This window comes from Streptomyces dysideae (genome assembly GCF_001514305.1).
Lineage (GTDB): Bacteria > Actinomycetota > Actinomycetes > Streptomycetales > Streptomycetaceae > Streptomyces > Streptomyces dysideae.
This window is the reverse complement of record NZ_KQ949097.1, coordinates 94,347-111,495: the sequence shown is the minus strand read 5'-3', so window position 1 is coordinate 111,495 and position 17,149 is coordinate 94,347. Positions and strand designations below refer to the sequence as shown.

Annotated in this window: 5 protein-coding genes and 2 pseudogenes; 4 read left to right on the top strand and 3 right to left on the bottom strand. The window is 70.7% G+C overall.

Translation table 11 applies throughout. The features are described from left to right. Nucleotides 1–34: 34 nt before the first annotated feature. Nucleotides 35–11,047 carry a non-ribosomal peptide synthetase gene (locus tag AQJ91_RS30545; RefSeq protein WP_067027948.1) on the top strand — a complete coding sequence of 3,671 codons (11,013 nt, stop codon included), beginning with the start codon at nt 35–37 and terminating at the stop codon, nt 11,045–11,047. Between the two features lie 6 nt (nt 11,048–11,053). Next, nucleotides 11,054–12,754, top strand: a complete 1,701-nt coding sequence (locus AQJ91_RS30540) for an ABC transporter ATP-binding protein (protein ID WP_067027946.1) — start codon at nt 11,054–11,056, stop codon at nt 12,752–12,754. 96 nt (nt 12,755–12,850) lie between these two features. Here AQJ91_RS30540 and AQJ91_RS30535 read toward each other — a convergent pair whose 3' ends face one another. Continuing rightward, on the bottom strand, nt 12,851–13,951 hold the full coding sequence (locus AQJ91_RS30535) for an alpha/beta hydrolase-fold protein (RefSeq protein WP_067027944.1): 1,101 nt from the start codon (nt 13,949–13,951) through the stop codon (nt 12,851–12,853). A 97-nt stretch (nt 13,952–14,048) separates the two neighbouring features. Here AQJ91_RS30535 and AQJ91_RS30530 point away from each other — a divergent pair, with 97 nt between their 5' ends. Further along, nucleotides 14,049–14,261 (top strand): MbtH family protein, encoded by a 213-nt coding sequence (locus tag AQJ91_RS30530; protein ID WP_067027942.1) that lies wholly within the window; start codon nt 14,049–14,051, stop codon nt 14,259–14,261. A gap of 15 nt (nt 14,262–14,276) precedes the next feature. Further along, nucleotides 14,277–14,798, top strand: a pseudogene (locus tag AQJ91_RS30525) (amidohydrolase family protein); the annotation flags it as partial. Nucleotides 14,799–15,046: 248 nt separating this feature from the next. Here the strand turns inward: AQJ91_RS30525 and AQJ91_RS50270 are convergent. Both AQJ91_RS50270 and AQJ91_RS30520 read right to left on the bottom strand, forming a co-directional pair. Further along, nucleotides 15,047–15,304: pseudogene (locus tag AQJ91_RS50270) on the bottom strand (helix-turn-helix transcriptional regulator); the annotation flags it as partial. Between the two features lie 64 nt (nt 15,305–15,368). Continuing rightward, nucleotides 15,369–16,835, bottom strand: coding sequence for a SulP family inorganic anion transporter (locus AQJ91_RS30520; RefSeq protein ID WP_067027939.1), 1,467 nt, complete (start codon nt 16,833–16,835; stop codon nt 15,369–15,371). Nucleotides 16,836–17,149 lie beyond the last annotated feature (314 nt).

The following is a 17,149-nucleotide window of genomic DNA, read 5'->3' as shown; positions in this document are numbered from 1 at the left end:
AACTTTCATACCTGGAAAGGGCGTTGAGTCTTCGATGATGGAACCGAGCGCTCGTCTCGTACTGCTCTCTCCCGAACGCTTGGCAGACGTACGCCGCCGAGCCGGCGACTACTCCGACCGGACCATCGCCGAAGCGTGCGCCATCGGACTGTCGTACTGGGCGACCGGCCTGAGCCCCGACGGCATCGACCTCACCCCCGGTACCTTGTTCGCCGATGTCCTCGGCTGGGTCGACAACGGCGGGGAAGCGCCCGGCGGTTGGGAGGTCGGCGCGGAGGGCGGGGGCATCACTGTTCCGGAAGGCGTCGTGCCGGCCGAAGCGCAGCTCGCGCTCGACGACCTGGCCGACTTCCCGGACCGTCCCATCGGCACCATCGGCCCGTCCAGTGTGGTGGCGCGGCTCGAAGCCCTCGCCGGGTGGAACGACACGCGGGCTGACCGGGTCCGCCCGACCATCGTGGAGATGTTCCGCGAGCAGGCCCGGACCAGGCCGGACGCCGTCGCCATCGTCGACGGACACCGCTCACTGACGTACCGTCAGGCGACCGAGCTGTCCAGCCAGTTGGCCCACCATCTGATCGAACGCGGACTCACCGCCGAACAGGTCGTCGGCATCTCCCTCGGCCGCTCCGCGGACATGGTGATCGGGCTGCTCGGCGTGCTCCAGGCGGGGTGTGCCTTCGTGCCGCTCGATCCGCAGTGGCCCGCCGCGCGCCGGGCCGTCGTCATCGAGGACGCCCGGGTCGTCGTACAGCTCAACGACTCGGGCGAGCACGACCCGGCTGAACCGGAAGCAGTGGCCGTCGACCTGGGCGACTGGCGGTTCGGCTCCCACCCCACCGAGCCGACCGGGGTCACCGTCCCCGGCGACGCCCTCGCATATGTCATCTTCACGTCCGGCTCGACCGGGCGGCCCAAGGGCGCGATGATCCGCCACGAGGCGATCAGTGAGCGCCTGCTGTGGCAGGTCAACGAGATCCTCGGTTTCGGCCACGACGACGCGTCGCTGTTCAAGGCGCCGCTGTCCTTCGACATCTCCATCAACGAGATCTTCCTGCCGCTGGTGTGCGGCGGCAGGCTGGTGGTCCTGCGGCCCGGCGGCGAACGCGACCCGCACCACCTGCTGGGCGTGATCGCCGAACAGCGCGTCACCTTCACCTACCTGGTGTCGTCCATGCTGGACGTGCTGCTGGAGATCGCGGGCGACTCCGACCGCCTGGACAGCCTGCGACACGTGTGGTGCGGCGGCGAGGTGCTGACCCCGGAGCTGTACGAGCGGTTCCGCACCAAGCTCGACATCCCCATGTACCACGGCTATGGCCCCGCCGAGACGACGATCGGTGTCTCGCACGTCATCTACCGGGGCGCCGCGGAACGCCTGTCGACGTCGATCGGCAAGGCCAACCCCAACACCCAGCTGTACGTCCTGGACGACGAACTGCGCCCGGTCCCGGTCGGCGTCGGCGGCGAACTGTACGTGGGCGGATTCCTCCTCGGACGCGGGTACGTCAACGCGCCCGGCCTGACCGCGTCCCGGTTCGTCGCGAACCCCTTCGCGAACGACGGCTCCCGGCTCTACTGCACCGGTGACCTCGCGCGGTTCGCCCCCGACGGGTCGCTGGACTTCCTCGGCCGCGCCGACAACCAGATCAAGATCCGCGGCATGCGGCTGGAGATCGAGGACGTCGAGGTCGGTCTCGCCGAGCACCCCGGAGTACGGCACACCTGCGTCGTCGCCAAGAAGAACACGGCCGGCGGCACCTACCTGGTGGGGTACGTGATCCCCGCGGCCGGCAGCGAGGACCTGCGGGCGGACGAGGTCAAGGCGTGGGCCGTCGAGCACATGGTCGAGTACATGGTGCCCGCTCACATCGTCGTGATGACGGAGTTCCCGCTCACCGCGAACGGCAAGCGCGACCGGAACGCGCTGCCGGAGCCCGAGACCGGGACGGGCGCGCTCGTACAGCCCGCCACCGAGAACGAGCGCGCGGTGTGCGCGGCGGTCGCGGCGGTGCTGCGGCTCGAACAGGTCGGTGTCGACCAGGACTTCTTCCAGCTCGGCGGAGACAGCATCCTGGCCGTCTCGCTGCTGAGCGCGCTGCGCGACGCGGGCCTCTACGTCACGGCACGGCAGATCTTCACCCACAGCACCGCGGGGGCGCTGGCGGCGGTGGCGAGCCGTGAGGACGTCTCCACCGCGGACCACGGCGATGTCGCGACCGGGCCCGTCGTGGGATCGCCCATCGTGCAGTGGCTCGGCGAGACCACGGACGCGATCGACGGCTTCGTACAGTCGGTGGTGCTGAACACCCCGGCGGACCTGACCGCTGACGCTCTCGACGCGATCCTCACCGCTGTGCTCGGTCGGCACGACATGCTGCGCGCCAAGCTGGTGCGCGGTGACCGCTGGAGCTTCGACATCCCGGAAGCGGACCAGACCGTCGCGGACCAGACCGTCGCGGGGTGGCAGGAGAGCGATCGGCCGCTCGACGAGTGCGTCGCGCTCGCCACCGACGGGCTGGACCCGGCCGGCGGCGTGATGCTGCGTGCCCTCTGGCGCCGCGAGGCACGGCAACTGGTCCTGGTCGCCCATCACGTGGTGATCGACGGTGTGTCCTGGCGGGTCCTGATGGAGGACCTGGCCACGGCCTGGCGCCAGTTCACCTCGGGAACGCGGATCGAACTGCCCCCGGTGGGCACGTCGTTCCGGCGCTGGACGCAGCTACTGGAGCGCGCGGCGTTCGACGCCGACAGCGCCTACTACTGGCGTCCCCTGCCGGGAACGGACGAACCGCTCGGCCGGCGCGCGCTGTCCGAAGCCGACACCGTCGCCCAGGAGCGGCTGCGGACCGTCTCGGTCGGCCCCGACGTCACGGCCGCACTGCTGGGCGAGATTCCCGCGAAGTTCCACGCCGGCGTCAACGACGTACTGCTGACAGCGCTCGCCGTCACCCTCGCCCGCTGGCGCCGCGACATCGGACAGGACCAGACGTTCGCGCACATCGAACTCGAGGGCCACGGCCGCGAGGGACAGTTCGTGGCGGGCCCCGCCGGCTTCGAGCCGGAACTGTCGCGGACCGTGGGCTGGTTCACCACGCTGTTCCCGGTGACCGTGGACCCCGGTGCGGCGGCCGACCTCACCGCGCCCGAGTACCTGGCCGCCGCGCTCAAGGCAGTCAAGGAGGACCTCGCCCGGGTGCCGGACAACGGCGTCTCCTACGGCGCCCTGCGCTACCTGACCGACACCGAGTTCGACGCGCCCGCACCGCAGGTGCTGTTCAACTACCTGGGTCGCTTCGATGCGGGCGCCGTCGGCGACTGGCAACTCGCGGGAACCACAGGCCAGTTGGGCGAGAAGCGCGACCCGAGGATGCGCTTGCCCCGCGCCCTGGAGTTCAACGCGATCGCCGAACCTGCCGACTCGACCGGCGAGTACGAGCTGGTCACGACCATCTCCTGGCCCGACGGGATGTTCACCGACGCGGACATGGCGACCCTCGGCGAGTACTTCCGCGCGGCCCTGGCCGGGCTGGCCGCGCTCGACCAAGGCGGCCACTCTCCCAGCGACTTCGGCCTCGTACCGCTGACGCAGGCCGAGGTCGACGCCCTGGACGGTCCGGCGCTACGGGACATCCTGCCGTTGACCCCGTTGCAGGAGGGCCTGTACTTCCACTCGGTCTTCGACGACGACTCGGCGGGCGCCTACGTCGAGCAGCAGCTGCTGACGCTGGACGGCGAGGTGGACGCCGACCGACTCGCGGCGGCGGCCACCCGGCTGCTCACCCTGTACCCGAACCTGGCCGCCCGGTTCGTGGCCCTCGCCGACGGCCGTGTGGTCTCCATACTGGAGAGCGCCGTACAGGCGCCCTTCACCACGCTGGACCGCCCCGGCATCACCGACGCCGAGATCCGCGACCACGCCGAGCGCGACCGCCGCGCCGGATTCGACCTGGCCACCGGCCCGTTGATGCGGTACACGCTCATCCGCGCGGGCGCCGGCCGGAACGTCCTGGTGCAGACCGTGCACCACATCATCGCCGACGGCTGGTCGGTGCCGCCGATGCTGCGCGCGCTGCTGGCCGAGTACCACGCGCCGGGGACCGTGTACCCGATCGGCGGCTTCCCCGACTACGTGCGCTGGCTCGCCGGACGCGACGACGACGAGAGCGACCGGGTCTGGCGCGGGCAGCTCGCCGAGCTGCCCGGCCCCTCGCTGGTCGCCGAGGGACACACCCCGTCCGACCGGTTCGCCGACACCGCCGTGGAGCCGGGGGAGGACATCGACGCGGCCGCCCGGTCGGCCGGTGTGCCGCTGAGCGTGGCCGTGCACAGCGCCTGGGCGGTGACGCTTGGCGGCATCCTGCACGGCAGGGACGTGGTGTTCGGTTCCACGGTGTCGGGGCGGGACGCGGAGGTGCCCGGCATCGAGGACATGGTGGGCCTGTTCATCAACACGATCCCCGTGCACGCGAGTTGGGGCGGTACCAGTACTTCGCGCGACCTGCTCACCTCGGTACGGGAACACCAGAGCGCGGTACTGCCGCACCAGCATGTCTCGCTGGCGCGGATCGGCCGTCAGGCCGGTGCCGGCTCCCTGTTCGACACCCTGGTGGTGTTCGACGTGGCGACCGATGTGGACGGTCTGCGAAAGCCTGGCGACGAGCTGGTCATCACCGACATCGTGAACGAGGGTGCCCCGCACTACCCGTTGACGCTGGTGGTGGAGCGCGCGGCCGACGGTCGTCCGCGCTTCAATCTGATCTACGACGGTGAGCTGCTGCGGGAGGCGAGCGCTCAGACGATCCTGCACACGTTCACCCGGACTCTCGCTGGTCTGCTCACCCGGCCCGACACCCTGGTCGACGACCTGGCGGCCGAGGGCACTCGGCATCCCGCGCTTGGTGGGGGTCTGGGGGGTCGCCCCCCAGGAAGACGCAGTACCCCGACGACCCTGGGCGGACTGTTCGACGCCGCCGCGAACCGCGACCCGGCAGCCACCGCCGTCACCCAGTGCGCTCTCGACGGCGGGAGCCGGTCACTGACCTACGGCGAACTGGCAGACGCGAAGAACGAGTTGGCCTCGGCCCTGCGTGCGGCTGGTGTCGGGCCGGGCAAGCGGGTCGCCGTCGCTGTCCCGCGTTCTCCGGAGCAGGTCGTCGCCCTGGTCGCGATCGTCAGCGCGGGCGGGGCCTACGTACCGTTGGATCTCGCGTACCCGGACGAGCGGTTGGAGTACGTGCTCGCCGACGCCGCTCCGCAGGTCGTTCTCGTGGATCGTGAGCAGCGGGACCGCTTCACGGAACTGCTGGCCCGGGCAGGTGTGTCGGCCCGTGTGCTCGTGCAGGGAGACGAGCTGCCGGCGGCCGCCAACGAGTCCGGGGCCGAGGTGAGTTGGCACGACCCCGCGTACGTGATCTACACGTCCGGATCGACCGGCAGGCCCAAGGGCGTCGTCGTCCCGCACTCCAGCGTGGTGACACTGCTCGCGAACACCCAGCCCGACATGGACTTCGGCCCGCACGACGTGTGGGTCCAGTTCCACTCCTTCTCCTTCGACTTCGCGGTCTGGGAGCTGTGGGGCGCGCTGGCGCACGGCGGTGAGCTGCTGGTGCCGGAGTACGGGCTGACCCGTTCCCCGGTCGACTTCCACCGGCTGGTCCGCGAGCGTGGAGTGACCGTGCTCAACCAGACCCCGTCGGCGTTCCACCAGTTCATCGAGGCCGACCGGCACGCCGGCGAGCCGGTCACGACACTGCGCCGGATCATCTTCGGCGGCGAGGCGCTGGATCTCGGGCGGCTGCGCGGCTGGGTCGAGCGGCACGGCACCCGTTCGCCCGAGCTGGTCAACATGTACGGCATCACCGAGACCACCGTCCATGTCACCCACCGGGTGCTGACCGACGAGGACTTCGCCTCCGGCGACGACGTCAGCCCGATCGGCGGTCCACTTCCCGGCCTGGTCACCTACCTGCTCGACGACCGGCTCCGGCCGGTGCCGCCGGGCCGGGTGGGCGCCATCTACGTCGCCGGCGACCAGGTGTCGCTCGGCTACCTGGGCAGGCCGGGGCTCACCGCGGGCCGGTTCGTGGCGAACCCGTTCGCGGGCGACGGCTCCCGCATGTACCACACGGGCGACCTCGCCCGCCGTACGCTCGACGGTGAGCTGGAGTTCGCGGGCCGTGCCGACGACCAGGTCCAACTCAAGGGATTCCGGATCGAGTTGGGCGAGGCGGAGTCAGCGATCAGGGAACTCGACGGGGTGGTCGATGTGGCCGTCACCGTGGCGGACAGCGGCGACCATCTGGTTGCGCACGTCGTGGGCCGGGTGCCTGGTGAGTTCACCGAGCAGCTGTCCGCGAAGCTGCCTGTGCACATGGTGCCGGGTCGGGTGGTGGCGGTCGATGTGTTGCCGCTGACTGTCAATGGCAAGTTGGACCGGAAGGCGCTGATTGAGCGGGCCAATGCGCTCGGTGATGAACCTGCGGGCCGGTGGGGGTTGGTCGCGCCCCGCGGCGGAGCCGCATATCGATACAGCCCCGCGCCCTTTACGGGGCGCGATGTCGACGCGCTCTCCGCACTCGTCGACATCTTCACCGAGACGCTGCCCGGCGCCGCCGTGGACGCCGACACCGACTTCTTCCGCGCCGGAGGCGACAGCATCGTCGCCATCACCGTGATCAACCGGGCCAGGGCGCTCGGCCTGCCGATCGCGCCACGGGACGTGTTCCTGTTCCGTACACCGCGCGCGCTCGCCGAGCACGTGGGGACACGCACACCCCAGGCCGCAGCGTCATCCGCATCCGCCCGCCGCGAGGACGGTCCCCTGACACCCACGCCGATCATCCTGCGCCAGCGCGAACTGGGCGGTTCGCTCGCCCGGTTCGCCCAGGCCAGGACGTTGGTGGCAGCCGAGGGCACCTCCTTCGCCGACGTCGAGCGCGCAGCGAACGCCGTCGTGGCCGCGCACCCCGCCCTCCGGCTGCGGCTGCGCGTCGAGCAGGGCGTGTGGGCCCTGCGTACCGAATCCGCCCGCGAGGTCACCGTCGTGCGGCCGGACACCACCGATGCGACGACCGCGGCGAACGAAGCCGCCGGACGGCTCGATCCCGAGTCCGGGGACGTCATCGCGTTCTCGTGGCTGGAGGCGAGCCGGACCCTGGTGGTCACCGTCCACCACCTCGCCGTCGACTCGGTGTCCTGGCTGGTCCTGCTGGACGACCTGGCCACCGCCCTGTGCGGGGAGGCCCTGGCGGCGCCGACCACGTCGTACGCCGAGTACGCCGAAGCACTGGCGGCCCAGTCCACCCAGGTGATCGACGACCTCGGGCACTGGATCACCACGCTCCAGGCGCCTCCCCTTCTCCAGGCGGTCAAGGGGCTGCGCGAGACCACGGTCGTGCTCGCCCCCGAAGCGACCGACCGCGTGACACGCACCGCACCCGCCGCACTCGGCGTCGGACTCACCGAATTGCTGAGCGGCGCGCTGCGTACCGCGCTGACCCACATCCAGCCGTCGCCCACCGATCTCGCGATCGAGCTGGAGCGGCACGGCCGGGTCCCGGTCCTGGAACACCACGACTACACCCGGACCGTCGGCTGGTTCACCTCTATCGCGCCCGTACGGCTCACAGCGCACACCGACCCCGTCGCCGCGGCACGCGAGGTCGCCGAACGCCAGCCGGACGAGCGCGGGCACGTCGCCTACGGCCGGCTCAGGTACCTCAACTCGCAGACGGCCCCGCTGCTCAACGCCCGCCCGCAGGTGCTGTTCAACTACCTCGGCCGGGGCAGCGAGTCCCAGGCGCTGCACCTCAACGGCGGCGACCAGGGCAGCCCGTACGCCGTCGAGGTCAACGCCTGGATCGACGCGGACACCGGCAGCCTGCACGCGGCCTTCACCCTCGCCGACGGCATCCCCGACGAGATCACCGAGCACTGGCAGAGCGCGCTGGAGCACATCGCGGACGCCTCCGCTACAGCCGAGCGCACGGCACCCGTCACCCCGCTCCAGCGTGGCCTGTTCTTCCAGGCCCAGATGGCGGGCACGGCCGGACACTACGTCGCGCAGAGCTGGTTCACCTTCGACCGGCGTCTGGACACCGACGCGCTGGCCGAGGCTGTGGCGTACGTGATCGCACGGCATCCGGTCGTGGGCGCAGGCTTCACCACCGACGAAGACGGCAATCCGGTCCAGGTCCTCAGCGCCGGGCGGCAAGTCGCCGTCGGAACGGTCGAGTTGGCGACGGAGGCGGAGGTAGACGCCCTGCGTGCCCGGGACCGCGACACGGGATTCGACCCGGGGGAGCCGCCGCTGATCCGGCTGACCGTGGTGCGTCTGCCCGACGACCACGACGGACTGCTGCTCAGCTATCACCTGCTGCTGTGGGACGGCTGGTCCCGCGAGATCGTGCTACGGGATCTGTTCGACGCCTATCAGGCTGTCCTCGCGGGCGAGTTGCCGGCCCCGGTCCCGGCCACGCCGAGCTTCGAGGACCACGCCCAGGCGCTCGACGCCAAGGACCCCGCCGTATCGGAACGCTTCTGGGCGGAGCACCTTGCCGGCATCCCTGGCCCGACGCTGCTCGCCGGACCGGCGCCGTCCCTCTCGGACGACCTGCCGCGCGCACTCGTACACACGCTGTCCGCCGAACAGTCGGACCTGCTGCGGGACGCGGCCAAGGCGCACGGCGTCACGTTGAACTCGGTGCTGACCGGCGCGTTCGGGCTGCTCCTGGGCGCCCGTACGGGCCGTAGCGACGCCGTGTTCGGCGTGACCGTCTCCGGCCGGGAGGGCGAGGGCCTGGACGGCATCGTCGGTGTGCTGCTCAACACCGTGCCCATGTGGACGCGGGCGCGGGCGGCCGACTCGGTCCGGGACTACCTGACGGCCGTGCAGGCGGCCCGGGTCGAGGCGATGGAGCACGAGCACCTCGGGCTCGGCGAGATCCAGCGGGCCAGTGGGCACGACACCCTGTTCGACAACCTGTTCGTGCTGCAGAACTTCCTGGACATGGACGCGTTTGCCGAGATGAACGCCAGGCACGGCATCACCTCGGTGAAGGCCGATGACTCCACCCACTATCCGTTCACCTGGGTCGTCACGCCCGGCGACCGTCTCACGGTCAAGCTGGAGTACCGCGACGACGACACCGAGAACGCCCGTCGGCTCATCGACGACTACCTGTGCGTGCTCGAGGATGTGGCTCGCTCGACCGGACCGGTCGGCGCGTTGCGGGGGTTGGGGCCGCAGCCCGCACGGGGCGCGCGTACGGACGTCGGTACGGACACCGTCGTCGACCGGTTCGACCAGGCCGCCGACCGTGACCCGGGGCGGGTGGCGCTCGTCGCGCACGGCTCGACCATGACCTTCGCCCGACTCCGGGACCGCAGCCGCGCGGTGGCGGGCGTGCTGGCCGGGCGCGGTATCGGACCTGAGACGACCGTGGGTCTCGCGATTCCGCGCTCCCTCGACTCGATCGTGGCGCTGTTCGCCGTGCTGCGCGTCGGTGCCGCGTACGTGCCGCTGGAACTGGACCATCCGGACGAGCGGATCGCCGCGATCGTCGCGGACGCCCGCCCGGACGTGATCCTGACCGTGAGCGCCGTGTCGCCCCGGCTGACCGGCGATCTCATCGAGCTGGACCGGCCCCTGCCCGAGGCCGAGCCGTTCGTGACGTTCGCGCCGGATGATCCGGACCGCCTGCGGCATCCCGCGTACACGATCTACACCTCCGGATCGACCGGGAAGCCCAAAGGCGTGGTGACCGAGTACGCCGGGCTCACCAACATGCTGATCAACCATCAGCGCCGCATCTTCGAACCGGTGTTGGCCGAGCACGGCCATCGTGTCTTCCGCATCGCGCACACCGTGTCGTTCGCGTTCGACATGTCGTGGGAGGAGCTGCTGTGGCTCGCCGACGGGCATGAGGTGCATATCTGCGACGAGGAACTGCGCCGTGACGCGCCTCGGTTGGTCGAGTACTGCCTGGAGCACGGGATCGACGTCGTCAACGTGACCCCGACCTACGCGCAACAGCTGGTCGCCGAGGGACTGTTGGACAATCCGGCGCGGCGGCCGGCGCTGGTGCTGCTGGGCGGCGAGGCCGTCACCCGGACGCTGTGGCAGCGGCTCGCCGAGACCGAGGGGACGGTCGGTTACAACCTGTACGGGCCCACCGAGTACACGATCAACACCCTCGGCGTCGGTACCTTCGAGTGCCAGGACCCGGTGGTGGGCGTGGCGATCGACAACACCGACGTGTACGTGCTGGATCCATGGCTGCGGCCCCTGCCGGACGGCGTTCCCGGTGAGCTGTACGTGTCGGGCATCGGCATCGCGCGCGGCTATCTCGGGCAGCCCGCCCAGACCGCGCACCGCTTCGTCGCCTGCCCGTTCGGCGCACCCGGCGAGCGCATGTACCGCACCGGGGACCTGGTGGTCCGCCGGCCCGACGGCAACCTGGTGTACCTGGGCCGCACCGACCAGCAGGTCAAGATCCGGGGGCACCGGGTCGAACTCGGCGAGGTCGAGGCCGTGTTCGCGGCGCACCCGGCGGTGCGGTTCGTCGCCGCGGTCGCCCAGCCGGACCCCCAGGTCGACGGGGCGTACCGGCTGGCCGCCTATCTCGTGCTGGACGGCGCGGACTTGGCGGCGGTCGCCGCCGAAGTCGGGGCCGGGCTGCCGGACTTCCTGCGCCCGGCCCACTACGCCCAGGTCGACAGCATCCCGCTGACGGTGAACGGGAAGGCTGACACGAAGGCGCTGCCGGAGGCCAAGCCGCTCGGCGCGCTGACCACCGCGGGGGAGCGCGGCCCGGAGACCGGGACCGAGACCGTGGTGTGCGAGTTCTTCGCCGAGGCACTGGACCTGGACGACGACGAGGTGAGCGCGGTGAGCGACTTCGTGTCCCTGGGAGGGCACTCCATGCTGGCGGTGCGGCTGATCGGGCTGATCCGCCGTGAGTACGGTCCTGTGATCACGATCCGCGATCTGTTCACCCTGCGAACCCCGGAAGCGATTGCCCGCCACCTTGACGACAACCGATGACAACTGATGACAACTCCTGACACGCAGCGGCCCCGCCCGGGGTCCGACATCCTCCGGACCGCCCTGCGCCGCAACGTCGGCGCCATGGTCTGGGGCACCGTCCTCATGGGCCTGTACCAGGCAGGGGAGACCGCATTCCCCATCGCGCTCGGTCTGATCGTCGAGCACACGATGCGGGACCGGAGCCTTGGCGCGCTCGGCCTGTCGATCGCCGCGCTGGCCGTGATCATCACGACCGTGTCACTGTCGTGGCGGTTCGGAATGCGCGTCCTGCAGAAGGCCAACACGACCGAGGCACACCGCTGGCGGGTGCGGGTCGCGGCCTGCGGACTCCAGCCGGTGGCCAGGGACGTCGACCTCAAGTCCGGCGAGGTGCTGACCATCGCCACCGAGGACGCCGACCAGACCGCCGACATCATCGAGGTGGTGCCGCTGCTGGTCAGCTCGCTGGTCGCGGTGCTGGTCGCGGCGGTCGCGCTGGGCCTGGCCGACATCCGGCTCGGTCTGCTGGTGATCGTGGGAACCATCGCGATCCTGTCGATCCTCAGCGTGATGTCCAAGCGGATCGGCGCCAGTACCCAGGAACAGCAGGCCCGGGTGGCGCGGGCGGGCGCGAAGGTCGCCGACCTGATCACCGGCCTGCGCCCGCTGCACGGCTTCGGCGGCAACCACGCGGCGTTCCGGTCCTATCGGAAGGTCAGCACGGAGGCGAAGCTCCAGGCGATCACCGTCGCCAAGGTGAACGGCGCGTACGCGGGCACCGCGCTGGCCCTCAACGCGATCCTCGCCGCCGCTGTGACCCTGACGGCGGGCTGGCTGGCGTTCGGCGGCCAGATCAACATCGGAGAGCTCGTCATGGCCGTGGGACTGGCGCAGTTCATCATGGAACCGCTCAAGCTGTTCTCGGAGATGCCGAAGTACGTGATGATCGCGCGCGCGTCTGCCGCGCGGATGGCGCTGGTGCTGACCGCGCCGCCGGTGACGACCCCGGGGCCTCAGCTCCCGGCCGCCGGCGGAGACCTCGAGATCGACTGCGTCCGATACGGCACCCTGCGGAACCTGAAACTCCAGGTGGCCGCCGGCGAGTTCGTGGCGATCGCCCCCTACCAGCCGCGCTCGGCGGCCGACCTCGCGTCGGTCCTCGCCGTGAACGTCCCGCCCGACGCGTACGAGGGAGTCGTGCGGGTCAGCGGGCAGGAGCTCGCGGACCTGTCGGTCGAGGCGGTCCGCGAGCACATGCTGGTGAACCCGTACGACGGGGAGATCTTCGCGGGCACCCTCCGCACGAACATCGACCCCTCGGGCACCAGCCGGACGGTCCCCGAGGCCGTCGAGGCGTCCATGTTGACGGACGTGGTCGCCCTCCACCGCGAAGGTCTCGACTACGCCGTCCGCGACCGCGGTGCGAACCTCTCCGGGGGGCAGCGCCAACGGCTCTCCCTGGCACGCGCGTTGGCCGCCGACACGGATGTCCTCGTCCTGCACGATCCGACGACAGCCGTCGACGCGGTCACCGAGCAGCTCATCGCGCGGAACGTCGCGAAGCTGCGGCGGGGACGGACGACCGTCGTGATCACCAGTAGCCCGGCGCTGCTGGATGCCGCGGACCGGGTCCTTGTCTTGGACGAGGGTGTCATCACGGCCGAGGACACCCATCGGAACCTCCTGGCCAAGGACGAGGAGTACTGCTTGGCGGTGGCGCGGTGACCTGTTGGTAGCGCGATGATGGATGTGCGGGCCGGTGGGGGCTGGTCGCGCAGTTCCCCGCGCCCCTTACGGGGCGCGATGCCGCACCGGACTTCGTCAAAGGAGTGCCCAGGCGACATCCCTGAGCAGAGCATGCCGCCAGCCCGCCCGGTCGTGCTCCGACGCCGACCGCGAAACCCGCACAGTCGCCCCGGCCTGTTCGGCCAGGCTCTCCACCAGCTCGCAGTGGGGCAGCATCCCCGTCTCGTGTTCCCCCACGTCGAACGCGACCCGCAGACCGGACACGTCCGGCCGCCCCCGCAGGCGCGCGGCGATCGCGCCGCCGACCGGGCCGCCCATGGGGTCCGCCCGGTCCATGGCGTCGGGTGTCCACCAGAACGACCCCGACTGACAGGCGACGCGCGAGACCAGGTCCGGGAACTCCAGTGCCGCGTACAGCGCGCTCAGCCCGCCGAGGCTCTGCCCGGCGACGACCAGCCGGTCCCGGTCGGCGGGTACGCCGGACTCCGTCACCAGCGGCAGCAGTTCGTCCCGGACCGCCTCCCACAGCTCGGGCCGGCACACGAACTCGGCGTTCCTGTCCTTGGCCGGCAGGAAGACGAGGGTGACCGGGGGCAACTCGCCACTGGTGACGGCCGAGTCGAACGCGGTCATGGCCGGGTGCAGGTAGAGCCAGTCGTCCCCGTCGAGCAGCAGGACCACCGGTCCGCCGCCGCCCGTCGGATGGACCCGCACGGTACGCCGCCCGCCGAGCCGTCCGCTGGTCCAGCGGAGCCGGGTGCGGGGCAGGGGCAGGACGCCCGAGGCGCCGACGAGGGGCCAGTGCGGCTGGGCCGGGGCGTCCGGGGTCGCGGCGATGGACCGGTCAGGGCCCGCACCGGCCGGGTTGAGCGGGTCGGCGTACGTCGCGTCGCCCGCGCGGAACTGGTAGGTCACCCGCAGCCGTGCGGGCATGCGCACCTCGGCGTACCAGCAGTCCGTGTCGCCCCAGCGGCGCAGGGGCACCGGCTCCGACCAGCTCTCGAAGCCGATGCTCGCCGGAGACCCGCGCCACAGGAACAAGGTCACCCAGCCGCCGTCGCCGGCCGGTACCGACGCGGGTGTCCCCGCCGCCGCCCAGAACTCGACGGTGCCGGGTTTGCCGGGCAGTCCGAACTCGGTGAAGGCGTTCTCCATGTCGGCCGTGACCAGGCGCATGAACGTCGTCTCCTTGTGAGAGGGAAGCGGCAAGGCTAAGCTCCTGTCAGTTAGGCCAGCCTAACCTAATGGTGACGTTCCGAGGAGGCCACCGAGCATGAGCACCAACCCCTTCGACGACAACGAAGGCCGCTTCCTGGTCCTTGTCAACGACGAGGACCAGCACTCGCTTTGGCCGTCCTTCGCCGAGGTGCCCGGGGGGTGGACGATCGTCTTCGCCGAGAACACCCGAGAGGCGTGCCTGGACTTCATCGAGTCCCACTGGACCGATCTGCGCCCCCGGTCCCTCGCGACGTCCATGGACGCCTGAGGCTTCGCCGCGCGGATGCTCTGCGCCAGACTGACGAACGCGCGCTTCCTCGCCATGGACCCGGACCACCCGGTCGCCCACGACCTGGGTATCTGGCGGGGCCGGGTCGTGGGGTTGGACGAGGCGGTGACCTCCCTGCCCGCGCGCGAGGTGATCGACCTGCAGGGCGCCACCGTGCTGCCCGGATTCATCGACGCCCATGTGCACCTCGCCTGGACCGGGTTCAAGCAGAACACCCCGAGCATCGCGGGCCTCACGCGGATCGACGACGTGCTCGCGGTCGTGGCGGAAGCCGCCCGGAAGCGCTCGCCCGGCGACTGGGTGAGCATCGCCGGATACGACCGGCGGGCGCTGGGCCGCCACCTGACCGCCGCCCATCTGGACAAGGCCGGCCGCGGCCGCAAGGTGTTCGTGATGCACGACTCCGGGCACGGCTGCGTGGTCAACAGCGCCGTGCTCGACCTGCTCCCCGCGGACATCCCGCACGAGAACGCCTTCCTCGCCGAGGGCGCCATGGGGGCGGCGCGGGCACGCCGGTCGGCCCGAGTGTGATCACCGGGTCGGCCGCATGGACGCGCAGGGCGAGACCGCCGTCGAGGGTCCACGGAGGACCGCAACATCCCTCCGGCCGCCGAGCGGTGGATGGCCTAGCGCGCCCGCGCCCGCACCGTCACGGTCCGTGCGCCCCACGCGGCCTCCGTGAGCGACCCCGGCCCGGTCACCGAGCTGATCCTGCGCGCCGCCCGTTCGGTCCGCGCCGGGGCTGACGGCGACCGTAGCCACCGCTATCGGCCGTGCTCGGGCACGCCGGACGGCTCCCGTACCTCGCCGCTTCCCCCGACCCTCGCGCTGCGCCATTCGCGCGGGGAGAGACCGTAGGCGCGGCGGAACACCCGGCTGAAGTGGGCGGGATTGACGAAACCCCACCGCTGGGCGACCGCCGACATGGTCGGAGCCGTCCTGCCGCTGCGGGCCAGTTCGCGAGCACACTCCTCCAGCCGGCGCCTCTGGATCAGTCTGCCGACGGTCGTACCGGGGGTCTCGTCGCGAGCGTTGTCCAGCGCCCGCCGCTACCAGCAGGACCGAGGGCAGCGGCGGGGACAGGCCTCAGGCGCGGCTGTCGACGACGACGGTCTTGAGCTTGTCGCGCTGTTCCTCGTCCGCGAGGGCGATCAGGCGGTCCTCGACATGCGGCGGCAGCTCCTTGACGTCGAGTTCGACGCCGGACTTGTGCGAGTGGTCGATGAACGCCAGCAGCGCCTTCGCCCCGGACATGTCGATGTAGTCCACGTCCTTCAGGTTCAGCGACAGGTTCGTCCGGTCGTTGCGCAGGGTGGCGAAGACATGGTCGACGGACAGGAACGACAGCGGCCCGTCGATGTGGTAGGTGCCGGTGCCGTCGTGGACGACCGAGGCCTTGCGCCGGCGCGACTGCACGCCGTGCACGATGAGCGCCAGGACGACGCCGACGGCGACCGCCACGGTCAGGTCGATGAGGACGGTGATGATCATCGTGGCGAACATCACGACGACGTCACCCCGCGGGGAGACATGTGCCTTGCGCAGGCTCTCCCAGTCGAACATGCCGAGCGCGGTCAGGATCAGGATCCCCGACAGCACGGCGAGGGGGATGTACTGCACGACGGCCCCGAGGCCGACCACGAGCACGAGGAGGATGACGCTGTGCGTGGCCGCCGACAGCGCGGTGCGGCCGCCGCTGCGGACGTTGACCACGGACCTGACGGTCGCGCCGGCACTGGCCAGACCGCCGAACAGACCGCTGACGGCGTTGCCGATGCCCTGGCCGATCAGTTCCTTGTTGCTGTGGTGCCGCTTGCCGGTGATGTTGTCCATGACGACCGAGGTCAGCAGTGAGTCGATCGAGCCCAGCAGGGCGATGCTGAGCGCGGGCAGCACGAGGGTGAGGAGCAGCGACCCGCTGAGCTCGGGGACGGTGATCGAGGGGATCGACTCCGGTATCTGGCCGATGTAGTCGATCGCCGAGTTGAGCGACACCGGCCCGACGCTCACGTCCCGCAGCAGCGAGTCCACGAACCGCAGGGCCACGGTCATGGCCACGAGCGCGATCAGACTCGCCGGAATCGACTTGATCACACGTGCGGACACCAGCATGAGCACGACCGTGCCCGCCACCACCAGGAAACTGCTCTGCACCTGGTCCAGCTCACCCAGGATGATGATCAGTGCGATGCCGCCCATGAAACCCGACACCACCGGGTGGGGTATGTAGCGGACGAGCGAGCCGAGCCGGCACAGCCCGAACAGCACCTGGAAGGCGCCGGCCATGATGAACGCGAGGAACGCGCCCTCGAGTCCGTGCTCGGCGATGACCCCGGTGGCGACGACGGTGATGGGGCCCGTGGGGCCGGTCACCTGGCCGGGCGTACCACCGAAGACCGCCGCGAAGAACCCGGCGAAGATCGCGCCGTACAGTCCGACGAGTGCACCCTCCGAGGTGCCCGTCGCGGTGATGCCGAAGGCGATCGCCAGCGGCAACGCCACGATCGCCACGGTCAGGCCGGAAAGGATCTCTTTCGCGACGCGCTGGAACATCTGCTCCCACTTCGGTCGACAACATGCTGGCCCGGGCCCATGGCGGGCCCCGTCGCCGACCAGACTTCCCGGCACTCCCTGGGTAAAGATGCCGTATGGATCGCGTCAAGACAAGGCCAAAGATCGCCAACTGAGGGTCGTTGACGCGCCATCGGTACCGGCAGGGGAAGGCTCAGTGCTTCCCCCGAGAAGGGCTGGGAACAAGGAAAGCATTCTGAGCCGGGAACGACGTCAACGTGTTTCCGGCTGGTGTGATTCCCGGAAAACGGGTGGCCGGTCGCGGGGCTCCGTTCGCGCTCCGTGAGGTGGATCAC

Bases quoted from the DNA above. Each gene is read 5' to 3' on its own strand.
- AQJ91_RS30545 (WP_067027948.1), top strand. From the start codon at position 35: ATGATGGAACCGAGCGCTCGTCTCGTACTGCTCTCTCCCGAACGCTTG.
- AQJ91_RS30540 (WP_067027946.1), top strand. From the start codon at position 11,054: ATGACAACTCCTGACACGCAGCGGCCCCGCCCGGGGTCCGACATCCTC.
- AQJ91_RS30535 (WP_067027944.1), bottom strand. From the start codon at position 13,951: ATGCGCCTGGTCACGGCCGACATGGAGAACGCCTTCACCGAGTTCGGA.
- AQJ91_RS30530 (WP_067027942.1), top strand. From the start codon at position 14,049: ATGAGCACCAACCCCTTCGACGACAACGAAGGCCGCTTCCTGGTCCTT.
- AQJ91_RS30520 (WP_067027939.1), bottom strand. From the start codon at position 16,835: ATGTTCCAGCGCGTCGCGAAAGAGATCCTTTCCGGCCTGACCGTGGCG.